The organism is Pseudochrobactrum saccharolyticum (genome assembly GCF_008801715.1).
Classification (GTDB): domain Bacteria; phylum Pseudomonadota; class Alphaproteobacteria; order Rhizobiales; family Rhizobiaceae; genus Pseudochrobactrum; species Pseudochrobactrum saccharolyticum.
Window position 1 is genome coordinate 760,009 of record NZ_VZPG01000001.1, and the last position, 12,576, is coordinate 772,584.

Sequence of the window (12,576 nt, forward strand, 5' to 3'; positions counted from 1 at the left end):
AGAACGGGGGCCTGATGAGACCGTATATCAAATTCAAAAATGTCAGGCGCCGTAGACCAGCCTGTCCTGACGGGCGCGCAATTCTGCGATCTTGGAACCTGCTGCCACAGCGGCATTGGCATAGGTGATCAATTCACCTTTTTTGATCGGTGCAGTAACGATACCGCCCTGCAGCAAACCACATGGAATGGCTTTAGCGGCGCGGGCTTCACCGGCCGTCATGATCCATGCGCGGTAGCAATATTCACCGATGGCATCGAGGGTTTCACCAACCGCCATATCCTTCTTGGCAACAGCTGCGACTTCAGCCACCGGCTTATCCAGCGGCACCATGTCCGGCTTGCCATAGAGCACGACGCGGGCGCAGGTCAGCGGCACTTCCAGCGAGGTCAGGTGATAAGGACGATGGAAGGTGAAATACGGGCCTTTGCCCATTTTCAGATCTTCCATACGCTCGGAAATACGCGGATGGGACATGTCCGCGACAACAAACACGCCCGGCGCCACGCCCTTGCCGATGGTATAATCAACCACGCCCACACGGGAGAGCACGCCGCCGTCTTTTTCAGGGATCAGGGTTGAAGACAGCTGATCGAGCGTTGCGGCCGGACCATGCATACCGGCTTTATCCGGCACCAGACCGGTAGCATTGGCGATTGCCGCCATTTCCACCATGGTTTTGGAGCCGTCCACAAATTCCACCAGCATGCGCACATTCATATTACGGCGAATTGCTTCTTCCATATAGGCGTCCGGCACGGCATCAATATTGAGCGGATTGTTCTTGCCTTTACCGGCAGCGACAATCGGGTGTCCCATAGCAGACACAAATTCAATCAGCTCCATACAAGAAGACGGCTCGTCACCGGCACCAAGTGAATAGGTAACACCGAGGCGGTCAGCCTCACTCTTCAGATAAGCGCCGATAGTTACATCCGCTTCAACATTCATCATGACGAGATGCTTGCCGTGCTCCATGGCACGCAGACCGATTTCCGCGCCGACGGCAGGCACGCCCGTCGCATCGATCACCACATCAATCAGATCATTCTCAAGGATCAGATCGGCATTGTCGGTAACAGCAACTTTGTGCGCTTCCATAGCAGCAGTCAGATCGGATGCCGTATTAACCTCGCGGCCATGACCACTTTCCTGAAAAGCAATATCGACAGCTTTCAGCGCATTCGGCACTCGCAATTCGGAAATAGCACCAATCTCAATACCGGGCATATGCGCAACACGGGTCACAATATCCGTACCCATTTCACCTGATCCGATCAGGCCGATACGAATTGGCCTGCCGCTATCAGCACGGGCTTTCATATCGCGGGCAAGCCCTGTCAGCGCAACATTGGTGGTCATGAGTTCCTCCTGAGAGCGTTTTGGGTGCTTGACGCTCTGTCTGATTTTATCAGTTCTATAATCGGGTATTGAACATTTGTATCCAAGTCAATACCTCTGTTCAATTCATCTGCAGTAAAACAGTCGCAGGTCACGGCACAGAAGCGTAAAATCACGCCGCAGCAGCGTCACGAAAACCAATGCGCAGCATCAGGAAAAAATTCTGATCTGCGTAAATTTCTGTATATTTTCCGCTAAAAACACGGCTTGTTAAGAGCGAAATTCTTCAGGTCATATTTGCCCCCGATTGACTTGGATATAAATTTCGCAGATACACTTTGGTATTAACTAAAAAACAAATGTTGCATCACAACATAATAACGCTCTTACATATCCCGGGAGGCTTGGAGATATGAATGAATTCCTGAATGGCTTGAAATCCGCGATTGATACACTGGGGCCAACAGTCCTGCTGCCAATCGTGATCTTTATTATCGCCGTCATCCTTGGGGCAAAGGTCGGCAAGGCGTTTCGCGCGGCCGTCACCATCGGCGTTGCCTTTATCGGTATCAATCTGGTGCTTGGCCTGATGTTCACATCTATCGGTGAAGTGGCTCAGGCAATCGTTACCAATACCGGCATCAAGCGTGACATTGTTGATGTGGGCTGGCCTTCTGCCGCCGCCATTGCCTTCGGCTCTTCCGTCGGTCTGTGGGTTATTCCGGTCGGCATCGCGGTCAATATTGCATTGCTGCTGATGCGCTGGACACGCACACTCAATGTTGACGTATGGAACTTCTGGCACTTCGCCTTTATCGGCTCGCTCGTTGTCGCTGCGACCGACAATCTGGCCTATGGTATTGCCATTGCCGCTCTGGTTGCCGCGCTGTCGCTGCTGTTTGCCGACTGGTCAGCGCGTGCCGTTCAGCAATTCTATGATGTGCCGGGCATTTCCGTTCCGCATATTGCATCGGCGCAAATTCTGCCGATTGCTATTGTTGTGAACTGGGTTCTCGACCGCATTCCGGGCATTAACAAAGTCAATATCAGCACAGAAACCATTGAACGCCGCTTCGGTGTTTTCGGGGAGCCGGTGGTGCTCGGCCTGATTATCGGTCTGGTTCTGGGAACCATCGCTTTCTACAATGCCGGTGATTTCGGCACGGTACTGGCTAAAGTTCTCGGCACCGGTATGACACTGGCCGCTGTGATGCTGCTGCTGCCGCGCATGGTAAAAATCCTGATGGAAGGCCTGTTGCCGGTATCTGATGCCGCGCAGGAATTTGTGCGCAAGCGCACCGGCGACCGCGAATTGCTGGTCGGTCTTGATTCAGCGATCCTGATCGGTCATCCGGCTGCGATTTCTTCATCGCTGATCCTTGTGCCGATTGCGATCCTGCTCTCGGTTATCCTTCCGGGCAACCGCGTTATCCTGTTTGCCGATCTTGCGGTTATTCCTTTCATCGTGGCGCTTACCGCCCCGCTTTTGAAAGGCAATGTGTTCCGCATGGTTATTGTCGGTACAATCACGCTGACAATCGGCTTCTATGTGGCTAATGCTCTGGCACCGCTGTTCACCAGCGCCGCCGTCTCTTCAGGCTTCAAACTGCCGGATAATGCCTTGCAGATCACTTCGGTGGTCGATGGCTTCCTGTGGATTCCATATGTTATCATTGAAGCAATTCAGTGGCTTGGCGTTGCCGGTATCGGCGTGCTGGCTGTGGTTGTGGCTGCTCTGTTTGTGCTCTACCGCCGCAATACGCTGGCCTGGGAACGTGCAGCCGGCGCCGCTGATGAACCTGCAGATCAGGCCGCAGCCTGACAATCATCTGAAGCATTTACCCCGTTATCGCGGGGTAAATGCACAATATTCATAGTGAACGGAGAAACAGGATGGCTACCAGCCTCTTCAATTCCCTTACAGCCGATGCAATTCTGCTCGGCGTTGAGGCAAAAACCAATGAGGAGGTTATCCGTCTCCTGGCCAGCCGGTTGCATCAGCTCGGCTATGTCAAAGACAGCTATGCCGATGCGGTTGTGAAACGCGAACAATCCATGCCGACCGGCCTGCCGCTGGAGCGCGCTGACAATGTGGCTGTGCCGCATACGGATCCTGAGCATGTGCTGAAAGCAGCAATTGCCATGGCCACGCTGAAAACACCGGTTGATTTCGCAAATATGGAAGATCCGGATGAAACAGTCGGCGTCGGCACCGTGTTCCTGCTTGCCATCAATGATAAGGACAAGCAGATTGAAACACTGCAATCTATCATGGGCGCAATTCAGTCACCGGAGATTCTCGACGGGCTGAAACTGGCACAGACAACAGACGACCTTAAAAAACTACTCGGTTAAATAATATTATAAGGAGCGACCTCATGGCTAAACAGAAAACCATTCTCTTTGCCTGCGGCACCGGCATCGCCACCTCAACAGCGGTGAATGCCACTGTAACCGAGGAAATGAAAAAGCGCGGTCTCACTTTCAACGCTCAGCAGGCCAAAGCTACGGAAGTGCCGTCTCTTGCAGATAATGTGGATTTCATCGTCTCGACCACACCGATTTCAGCATCTGTGACCAAACCGGTCATTAAAGGTCTGGCCTTTCTGACCGGTATCGGCAAAGACAAGGTTCTGGATGAAATTGAAGCCGAATTACGCAAATAATTCACGCTCCGGAAACAAAAAAGCCGCTCAGTTTTGAGCGGCTTTTAGTTTTTTAACCGAACGGTTGCGTCATGCTGAATGACGGCTCGGTGAACCATTCAGCACCCTGCTCAGTCATATAGAAATGATCTTCCAGACGGATACCGAATTGTTCCGGCACAACAATCATCGGCTCGTTGGAAGCGCACATCCCTGCCTGTAAAACAGTCTTATTCCCGCGCACCAGATAAGGTGCCTCGTGAATGGTCATCCCGATACCGTGGCCGGTACGATGCGGCAGACCCGGCAATTGATAATCCGGCCCCAAACCATGGCGCTCCAGCACCGCTCGTGCTGCATCATCCACGGAGCCGCAGCTTGCACCGATTTTAGCCGCCGCAAAAGCTGCAAGCTGCGCTTCTTTTTCAATATCCCAGATACGCTGCTGCTCAGAGGTCGGCGTGCCGAAAATATAGGTGCGGGTCAGGTCAGAATTATAGCCCTGCACCAGACAGCCGGTATCCACCAGCACCACGTCATTTTCGGCCAGCACATCATCCTGCGGCAAACCATGCGGGAAAGCCGTTGAGCGGCCAAATTGCACAGCGCAGAAAGTGCTGCCATTGCTGCCGATAGCCTTATGCGCTTCATTGATAAATGTGTGCACAGTACTGGCTTTGATACCCACATGCAGAATACGGGCAGCGCGGCGATGCACCTCCAGTGTCATCTGCATGGCCTGTTTCATGATCGCGATTTCTGCCGGTGATTTCACGCTGCGACAGCCATCAATAATCAACGTTGCATCCTGCAAGGTGACGGAAGGTGCAGCTTTGCCGATACCGCTCGCCATGCCGAATGGCAGCGCCGGATCAATAGCCAGAACCTTGCAATTCTCGTCCTGCAGAATTTGCGCCACGAGTTCCGACGGGCTTTCATGCTCTTCCCAGAGGCGGATTCGTGCATCCATAATCCGCACAGCTTCCAGCGATCCCGCTTCAAAAGCCGGACAGACCAGATAGGGTTCGCCTTTCAGTGGCAGTACCATCGCCACCAGACGCTCGATCATGCCCCAGCCGATACCGGTGAAATAATTGAGGCTGGTGCCTGCGCCGACGATTAGCGCATCTGCACCGCTTTCCGCCATCAGTCTGCGGGCTTTTTCAATGCGCCCCAGCCGCTCAACGACTGATATTGCCGGTGCAATATCTGTCCAAGGGCGAATTGCGCTCAGCTCTGTAGCGTAATCAGAACCACCAATCATCAGTCAGACCTTCCGTCTCTTTCAGAATTTGCAATCTCATATATCAGCTTCACATCGCTGAATATAGCAAATTTCTTTTCTTTAATTGCAAACAAAGACGGAAATTATTGACAACATATTTGTAGACAATATTAGCGAATTTTTCTAAGCTGAGCCGACTCCACAACAATAAACGGGGGAACATGAATGGATTTTGATTTCACGCGTATGGATCCGCAGGATCGCTACCGGCTGCTGACAAATTTTGTCGGCCCGCGCCCGATTGCTCTGGTCACAACCCGCGCGGAAAACGGGCAGGACAATGCCGCCCCGATGAGCTTTTTCAACGTCTTTTCCCATGATCCTGCGATTGTCATTCTCGGTATTCAGACAAGGCAGGACGGGCGGGAAAAGGATACTGTTCTCAATATCCGCAGAACACAGGAATTTACCGTGAATATGGTGGATATGGCGCTTTCCGATGCCATGCTGGTTTGCGGCCTCGGCTTTGAGCCGGATGTTGACGAAGTGGCAATGGCCGGCCTGTCATCGCAGGAAGGTGCGCAGGTTTGCTCCCGCTGGCTTCCGGCTTCTCCTTGCTCGATGGAGTGTCGTGTGGAACGGCTGATTGATTATGAGCGCCGCGTCATCGTGCTTGGCGAGGTTGTGCATATGCATGTGCGCCGCGACTGTCTGGATGATGCTGGCCGTTACGTCAATCCGGACACTTATCAGCCAATCGCCCGTCTGCATGCCGATAATTACATCGCTTCTGATAACCAGTTCGTTCTGAAATCGCCGGGATTAGCTGCGTTTCAGGATCGTCTGACCAATAAAGGCTAAGCCCTTGCGCATACTCCTTATCAATCCGAACTCCACCCAGTCCATGACCGATCAGGCAGAACGCAGCGCCCGCCGCGCAGCTTTGCCGACCACTGTCATTGAAGCGATCAATCCGGCAGACACCCCGCGCAGTATTGAAGGTCATGCCGACGAAGCGATGGCTGTCCCTTCCATGCTGCAGCTCATCCGCGAAGGTGAAGCGAAAGGCTTTAATGCCTATGTCGTTGCCTGTTTTGATGATCCGGGATTGGATGCCGCGCGTGAAGTGGCAGGAGGGCCGGTTTTCGGCATTTGTCAGGCCGCCGTGCAGGTTGCCATGACCATCTCCAAACGCTTCTCTGTTGTCACCACCCTGCCCCGCTCGGTGCCGATTATTGAGGATCTGGTGCAGGAATATGGCGCAACCCATCATTGCCGCCGCGTGCGCTCCATTGATATGCCGGTGCTGGCACTGGAAGACGATGCCTGCCACACGGAGGAAATGCTGGTGCAGGAAATCGAGCGCGCCAAACGCGAAGACCATGCTGAGGCGATTGTGCTCGGCTGTGCCGGTATGTCTGAACTGTGCGAGCGGCTGGAGCAGCGTTGCGGTCTGCCGGTGATTGACGGTGTAACCGCCGCTGTCAAACTTGCTGAAGCCTATGTCAGTGCCGGATACCGCACCTCCAAAGCCGGTGCCTATGATTATCCGCGCGTGAAATAAACCATACCCTCCACCGCTAATAAAAAGCCTCCGGCCAGTAATGTCCGGAGGCTTTTTAATGTGTAAAAAACAAAAGACGACAGAGTGACCTCTGCCGCCTTTTGCCGGATGGTGCCGGATATCCGAAGACATCCGGCACGGAGGGTTCTTCTAAATTTTAACCTTAAATCTCGCCGATGCGGTGACAGGCAACACGGCTGCCGTCATCATAGGCTTTCATTTCCGGTTTTGTTGCCGAGCAGCGGCTGTCGGCAAAGGCACAACGCGGATGGAAAGTACAACCCGAAGGTGGTTTCAGCGGGCTTGGTACTTCGCCACCACCGATCACACGGTCACGATGCGGTTCGGCAATATTCGGGATCGTTTCCAAAAGCAGGCGTGTGTAAGGATGTTTCGGATCGGAAAACAGCGTTTCCGTGTCCGCTTCCTCAACAATCCGCCCCAGATACATCACCGCGATACGATCCGACATATGACGGACAACGCTCATATCGTGGCTGATGAACAGGAAGGTCAGGCCAAGCTCATCCTGAAGCTTGCGCATCAGATTGAGAATTTGCGCCTGCACAGAGACGTCCAAAGCCGAAGTGGGCTCATCGCAAACCAGAAATTCCGGTTCACCGGCAAGTGCACGGGCAATCGAAATACGCTGACGCTGACCGCCGGAAAATTCATGCGGGAATTTCTTGCCGTCCGATGGTGCAAGACCAACGATTTTCAGCAGTTCTTCCACACGGTCATTGATCTCGGCCTCGGTCTTGCGCAGCTTCAGTTCACGCAGTGGTTCAGCAATGATGCTGTGCACCCGCCAGCGCGGATTGAGGCTGGCATAAGGATCCTGAAAGATCATATGGGCCGACAGCGGCGCACCGTTTTTGGATGGAGCAAAACGGATTTCACCATTGCTCGGGCGGTAAAGACCAGTCACCAGACGCGCCACAGTGGACTTGCCGCAACCGGATTCACCAACAAGGCTCAAACACCCGCCCTGCGGCACGCTGAAACTGATATCATTGACCGCATGCAGCATCTGGCGCGGTTTGCGCTCGATCACACGGTTGAGCCATGGCGCGGAAACATCGAAGCAAATGCTTAAATCTTTGACTTCAAGCGCGGCAGGTGACTGTTTCATAGCAATATCATTCATCAGGCAGCTCCCGCATTGAGCCAGCAGGCACTGACACCCGATCCGCCGGCAACCGGCATCAGATCAGGCCGTTCCTTATGGCAACGGTCAAAGGCTTTCACGCAGCGCGGATTGAAGGCACAACCGCTCGGAATAGCATCGAGACGCGGCATCGAACCGTCAATCTGGTTGAGTCGTTCCACACGTTTACCGAGCGCCGGAATGGAACTCATCAAACCACGCGTATACATATGGCTCGGGTTTTTCAGCACAGTTTCAACAGGGCCGTTTTCCACCAGACGTCCGGCATACATTACCGCCACACGGTCAGCAGTTTCCGCAATCACACCCATATCATGGGTCACCAGCATTACCGCTGTGCCATGTTCTTTGCAGAGACGACGCAACAGCGAAGTGATCTGCGCCTGAATAGACACGTCGAGCGCGGTTGTCGGCTCATCCGCGATAATCAGCTTCGGCTCTGCAGCAAGCGCGAGTGCAATCACCACACGCTGGCGCATACCGCCGGAGAACTGGTGCGGATAATGATTGATCCGGTCTTCCGGTGCCGGAATACCCACTTCTTTCAACAGCGAAATCGCCCGTTCCAGCGCCTGTGCGCGATTTAAGGCTAAATGCTGGGTAATGGTTTCCACCAGCTGTGATCCGATGGTGAAAAGCGGATTAAGCGAGGTCAACGGATCCTGAAAAATCGCACCGATTTCACGGCCGCGAATTTTCTGCATTTCCTTGTCGCTGAGATTATCAATGCGGCGACCATTGAGCAAAACTTCACCACCGGCAATATGCCCCGGTGATTCAAGCAAGCCCTGCACGGCCAGACCGGTCATGGATTTACCGGCACCGGATTCACCGACCACGCCGAGAATTTCCCCCGGCATGATCGACAGGCTGACATCGGACAAGGCAGTCAGTGTGCCGCGTCTGCCCGGAAAATCCACCCGCAGATTTTTGACCTCAAGGGTCGGTTTATTGGACGAGGTATCTGCCATATTATGCTTCCTCTCCATGTTTGCCTGCCAGCGGATAGCTCGGCGGGAAAATCCCTGATACCGGCGGATTATTGTAGGAACGCTCAGGATATTTGGCGATCAGGCCGTCATATTGCGCCTGTGCCTGTGCGCGTGCTGCCTGCATATCAATGCCTGCAACTTCACCGTGACGCATCGACAGACGACCATCGACAAACACGGCTTTGGTGACTTTGCCGGAACCGCCGGTGACCAGCGTGGTGATCGGGTCGATGCTTGGTGCCATGAATGTATCATCAAGGCCAAACACAGCAATATCTGCCTTGGCACCCGCCTGCAGGCGACCAAGATCATCACGATCCAAGGCTTTGGCACCGCCCAGTGTCGCTGCATCAAACAGATCAGCGCAGCGGATGCTCTCCGGCGTACCGTCATTGATACGGCAGGTAATCAGCCCGATCAGCAGATTCATCAGCATATCGGGCGGTGTGGTGTCGGTGCCCATAGCAATATTGATGCCACGCTTTTTCACACTGGAGAACGACTTCAGCGTGCTGCCGCCACGGGCTGAAACCAGCGGACAATGAATGATCGACACATTATTTTGCGCGTATAGCGTCAGGTCTTCATCTGTAGCATTGGTGGCATGAGGAGCAATAATCCGGTCATTGAGCACACCAAGGCTGTTGAGCCAGACCGGTGCAGTGGTGCCGTGAAGGCTACGCACGGTTTCCACTTCCATCAGCCCCTGCGCCATATGCAGACGGATTTTGCAATCCAGCTCACGCGCCACATCCTGCGTGCGCTTCAGCAAATCAGCGGTGCAGGTTTCTACACGATCCGGTGCCAGCATACCGCGCACCAGATCACCATAACGGCCATTCTGACGGGCGATATAATCAGCTGCATCTTTGAGGCCGGCAAATCCGCGCTCTTCATTAAAGACCGGTATAATCTTACCCGGTTCCGCCAGCATCATGCCGCCGGAACGGTAAGCAGGGCTTAAGTAAACACGCAGACCGAGATCACCGGCTGCATCCGCTGCCGCATCAAATTCCGCAACGGTTTCGCCCCATTCACGGTAAAATAACGAGGCAATCGGTGCCGCCGTGGTGATGCCGTTTTGCAGCAGCTGACCGAAAGCAAAACGCTTCTGGAATGCCAGCTCGTCCTGACTGTACATTTCATAAGGGCCGCTCTCGATATAGGATTTCGGCCAAACACGGCCTTTCGCCCAGCCCGGATGGTGGTCAATACCGAGAATGGTTGTATCGAGATCAGACAGCGCATCGAGGTCAATCAAACCCGGACTGATGAGCGCATTGCCCAGATCAATGCGGCGGGCAACCTCACCGGCAAAATCGTGACCAACGAACAACACGGTACCGTCTTCGATCACCACTTCACCGTTTTTATACAAACGATGCTGGCCATCAATATGCCCCAGCACCCATTGTGCTGTGAGCAGTGTGCGCCCCTCAGGACGCGCACCCAGTTTCAGGTTTTCAAGTGCAGTGAATTGTGTCTTGTCAGTCATGGCATTTCCACCACTGCTTTACCGTTACGAGCAGTAACGCGGCCGCCTTTAATCACCAGCGGGCGCGGTGCCACATCAACCACCGCATGTGCCAGTGTCTGGCCGGTGAGCAATGTCATATCGGCTTTGCAGCCAACATCCAGACCATAGCCTTCCAGCTGCATCACATCAGCGCCGCCCTGCGAACAGATATGCAGCACATGCTCCAGATCCACGTCACGACGCAGGCCGTTTTTCATGCCGATCACTTTGGCACGGTCGATCATATCCGGCTGACCCCACGGGCCCCATGTGTCACGGATACCGTCACAACCGGCACCCATGCGGATGCCTGCTTCTTTGAGGCGCAGCACGGACGGCACCGGAACAGAAGGAGCGCCGGTAGTGAGGATGGCGACATCCAGCTCTGCCAGCTGCTCAAGCAGGCTCGACACGCGCAGATAATCATTGGCACCGAGTGTGAAAGCATGGCTGATTGCGACTTTACCCTGCATGCCATTGGCACGGATACGCTCGAAAATCAGTTCCATGGTGAAAGCACCGAGCTCACCCAGTTCATGCAGGTGAATATCGATCGGCTTGCCATGTTTTACAGCCAGCGCAAACAGTGCATCCAGCTGGCCTTTCGGATCACGGTCGATACCGCAAGGATCAATACCGCCCAGCACTTCACAGCCCTGTTTCAGCGCTTCATCCAGCAATTCCAGTGTACCCGGCATCACCATCAGGCCGGATTGCGGGAAAGCAACGATTTCGATGTCGATCAGGTCTTTAAGTTTCTCACGGGTTTCAAACACGCCTTCGAGAATTTTCAGACCATGGGTCGTATCAATATCCACATGGCTGCGGATATGGCTGGAACCATGCGCAATCAGGCCGATCGCATGGCGCATCGACTGAATATGCGGATCGAGGCCGATTTCGAGACGCTTTTCACGTTCAAAATCAATACGCTCACGCAAACTTGCCTGTTTGCCGTTCACATGCCAGTCGAGACCCCAGTTAGTTTTATCCAGATGGGTATGAGCATCAATCAGACCAGGGATAACAATATGTCCCTGACCGTCTTCAACAGCCACACCTTCCGCACTGAGATTGGTTCCGTACTCAGCGATACGACCATTACGGATCAGAATATCGGTGACAGCACCTGCCTGCGGGCGCACATTGCGCAACAAAAGATCAGACATAAATTTTACCTCAGTTTCGGATTAAGGGCATCGCGCAGCCAGTCGCCGAGCACGTTGACAGAAACAACGAGCAGACAGAGCTGCAGAACAGGGAAAACGGTGATCCACCACAGGCCGGAGAACAGGAACTGGTTGCCCAGACGGATCAGTGTGCCAAGGCTCGGCTGGCTCGGCGGCATACCGATACCAAGGAAGGAGAGCGTGGCTTCGGTGAGAATTGCCATACCAAAATTCAGCGTCGCTGCCACAAGGATCGGCGTCAGCGTATTCGGCAGGATATGATACATCATGATGCGGCGTGCAGGCACCTTGAGCAGACGTGCAGCCTGCACATATTCCTTGGAGCGCTCAACAATAGTTTGCGCACGCACGGTACGGGCATATTGCACCCAGCCAGACAGTGTGATCGCCAGTACCAGAACACCGGCAGCCGCATAATCACGCAGATCGGCAGGCAGCATCTGGCGCACCACAGCACTGACCAGAATAGCGATCAGAATGGTCGGGATTGACAGCAGTACATCACCGATACGCATCAGCAGATTGTCGATGATACCCTGCATATAACCGGCGATCAGACCAAAGCTCAAACCCACGATCAGCGACAGCACAACGGAAGCCACACCGATCAGGATGGAGATACGCGAGCCATAAAGAATGGCAGAGAGAATATCGCGTCCCTGTGTGTCTGTACCCAGCAGATAAGGCCACTGACCGTCAGCACTCCAGATCGGCGGCAGTTCGGAATTCCACAGATCAAGCTGTGCCGGATCAAACGGATTTTGCGGTGCAATCAGCGGCGCGGCAAAAGCGGTGACGATCATGAAAAACAGCAGAAAGGCTGCAATCATTGCCGGTTTATTGCGGGTGAATGACCACCAGAGATCACTGTCACGCATACGCTGCCAGCGGCTTTGCGGTTTCACAATCGGGGCGTTTATTTTGTCTGTCATGTC

General features: G+C 53.9%; 12 protein-coding genes. 5 read left to right on the forward strand and 7 right to left on the reverse strand.

Annotated features, from left to right (window positions below; genetic code table 11):
* Positions 1-42 precede the first annotated feature (42 nt).
* Positions 43-1,362, reverse strand: a complete 1,320-nt coding sequence (locus F7P81_RS03450) for an NAD(P)H-dependent oxidoreductase (RefSeq protein ID WP_151158576.1) — start codon at positions 1,360-1,362, stop codon at positions 43-45.
* Positions 1,363-1,753: 391 nt separating this feature from the next.
* Here F7P81_RS03450 and F7P81_RS03455 point away from each other — a divergent pair, with 391 nt between their 5' ends.
* The 3 genes from F7P81_RS03455 to F7P81_RS03465 all read left to right on the forward strand — a co-directional run bounded on the left by F7P81_RS03455 (position 1,754) and on the right by F7P81_RS03465 (position 4,007).
* Positions 1,754-3,163 (forward strand): PTS galactitol transporter subunit IIC, encoded by a 1,410-nt coding sequence (locus F7P81_RS03455; protein WP_022710187.1) that lies wholly within the window; start codon positions 1,754-1,756, stop codon positions 3,161-3,163.
* A 71-nt stretch (positions 3,164-3,234) separates the two neighbouring features.
* Positions 3,235-3,696: a PTS sugar transporter subunit IIA gene (locus F7P81_RS03460; protein WP_151158577.1), complete on the forward strand. Its 462-nt coding sequence runs from the start codon at positions 3,235-3,237 to the stop codon at positions 3,694-3,696.
* Positions 3,697-3,719: 23 nt separating this feature from the next.
* Positions 3,720-4,007, forward strand: coding sequence for a PTS sugar transporter subunit IIB (locus F7P81_RS03465; RefSeq protein ID WP_022710189.1), 288 nt, complete (start codon positions 3,720-3,722; stop codon positions 4,005-4,007).
* A 52-nt stretch (positions 4,008-4,059) separates the two neighbouring features.
* On the opposite strand, the gene F7P81_RS03470 is transcribed toward F7P81_RS03465, so the two are convergent.
* Positions 4,060-5,250 (reverse strand): M24 family metallopeptidase, encoded by a 1,191-nt coding sequence (locus F7P81_RS03470; RefSeq protein ID WP_151158578.1) that lies wholly within the window; start codon positions 5,248-5,250, stop codon positions 4,060-4,062.
* A 186-nt stretch (positions 5,251-5,436) separates the two neighbouring features.
* On the opposite strand from F7P81_RS03470, the gene F7P81_RS03475 reads away from it, so the two are divergent.
* Together F7P81_RS03475 and F7P81_RS03480 are read left to right on the forward strand one after the other, a co-directional pair.
* On the forward strand, positions 5,437-6,072 hold the full coding sequence (locus tag F7P81_RS03475; RefSeq protein WP_075654232.1) for a flavin reductase family protein: 636 nt from the start codon (positions 5,437-5,439) through the stop codon (positions 6,070-6,072).
* A 4-nt stretch (positions 6,073-6,076) separates the two neighbouring features.
* Positions 6,077-6,775 (forward strand): aspartate/glutamate racemase family protein, encoded by a 699-nt coding sequence (locus tag F7P81_RS03480; RefSeq protein WP_022710192.1) that lies wholly within the window; start codon positions 6,077-6,079, stop codon positions 6,773-6,775.
* 163 nt (positions 6,776-6,938) lie between these two features.
* On the opposite strand, the gene F7P81_RS03485 is transcribed toward F7P81_RS03480, so the two are convergent.
* From F7P81_RS03485 to F7P81_RS03505, 5 genes are read right to left on the reverse strand one after another with little or no spacing between them, the layout of a single operon-like run.
* Entirely contained in the window at positions 6,939-7,922 is a 984-nt protein-coding gene (locus tag F7P81_RS03485; protein ID WP_075654231.1) for an ABC transporter ATP-binding protein, read from the reverse strand.
* Entirely contained in the window at positions 7,922-8,914 is a 993-nt protein-coding gene (locus F7P81_RS03490) for an ABC transporter ATP-binding protein (RefSeq protein WP_151158579.1), read from the reverse strand. The genes F7P81_RS03485 and F7P81_RS03490 overlap by 1 nt, the downstream gene beginning before the upstream one ends.
* A gap of 1 nt (position 8,915) precedes the next feature.
* Positions 8,916-10,430, reverse strand: coding sequence for an amidohydrolase family protein (locus F7P81_RS03495; protein WP_151158580.1), 1,515 nt, complete (start codon positions 10,428-10,430; stop codon positions 8,916-8,918).
* On the reverse strand, positions 10,427-11,620 hold the full coding sequence (locus F7P81_RS03500) for an amidohydrolase family protein (protein WP_151158581.1): 1,194 nt from the start codon (positions 11,618-11,620) through the stop codon (positions 10,427-10,429). Before F7P81_RS03500 ends, F7P81_RS03495 begins: the two co-directional genes overlap by 4 nt.
* A gap of 5 nt (positions 11,621-11,625) precedes the next feature.
* A complete protein-coding gene (locus tag F7P81_RS03505) occupies positions 11,626-12,573 on the reverse strand; it encodes an ABC transporter permease (protein WP_075654227.1) in 948 nt (315 codons plus the stop codon).
* Positions 12,574-12,576: the final 3 nt, after the last annotated feature.

Excerpts from the sequence above, each read along its gene's own strand:
- F7P81_RS03485 (WP_075654231.1), bottom strand. The coding sequence starts at position 7,922 with ATGAATGATATTGCTATGAAACAGTCACCTGCCGCGCTTGAAGTCAAA.
- F7P81_RS03500 (WP_151158581.1), bottom strand. The coding sequence starts at position 11,620 with ATGTCTGATCTTTTGTTGCGCAATGTGCGCCCGCAGGCAGGTGCTGTC.
- F7P81_RS03455 (WP_022710187.1), top strand. The coding sequence starts at position 1,754 with ATGAATGAATTCCTGAATGGCTTGAAATCCGCGATTGATACACTGGGG.
- F7P81_RS03450 (WP_151158576.1), bottom strand. The coding sequence starts at position 1,362 with ATGACCACCAATGTTGCGCTGACAGGGCTTGCCCGCGATATGAAAGCC.
- F7P81_RS03465 (WP_022710189.1), top strand. The coding sequence starts at position 3,720 with ATGGCTAAACAGAAAACCATTCTCTTTGCCTGCGGCACCGGCATCGCC.
- F7P81_RS03460 (WP_151158577.1), top strand. The coding sequence starts at position 3,235 with ATGGCTACCAGCCTCTTCAATTCCCTTACAGCCGATGCAATTCTGCTC.
- F7P81_RS03495 (WP_151158580.1), bottom strand. The coding sequence starts at position 10,430 with ATGACTGACAAGACACAATTCACTGCACTTGAAAACCTGAAACTGGGT.
- F7P81_RS03505 (WP_075654227.1), bottom strand. The coding sequence starts at position 12,573 with ATGACAGACAAAATAAACGCCCCGATTGTGAAACCGCAAAGCCGCTGG.
- F7P81_RS03490 (WP_151158579.1), bottom strand. The coding sequence starts at position 8,914 with ATGGCAGATACCTCGTCCAATAAACCGACCCTTGAGGTCAAAAATCTG.
- F7P81_RS03470 (WP_151158578.1), bottom strand. The coding sequence starts at position 5,250 with ATGATTGGTGGTTCTGATTACGCTACAGAGCTGAGCGCAATTCGCCCT.
- F7P81_RS03475 (WP_075654232.1), top strand. The coding sequence starts at position 5,437 with ATGGATTTTGATTTCACGCGTATGGATCCGCAGGATCGCTACCGGCTG.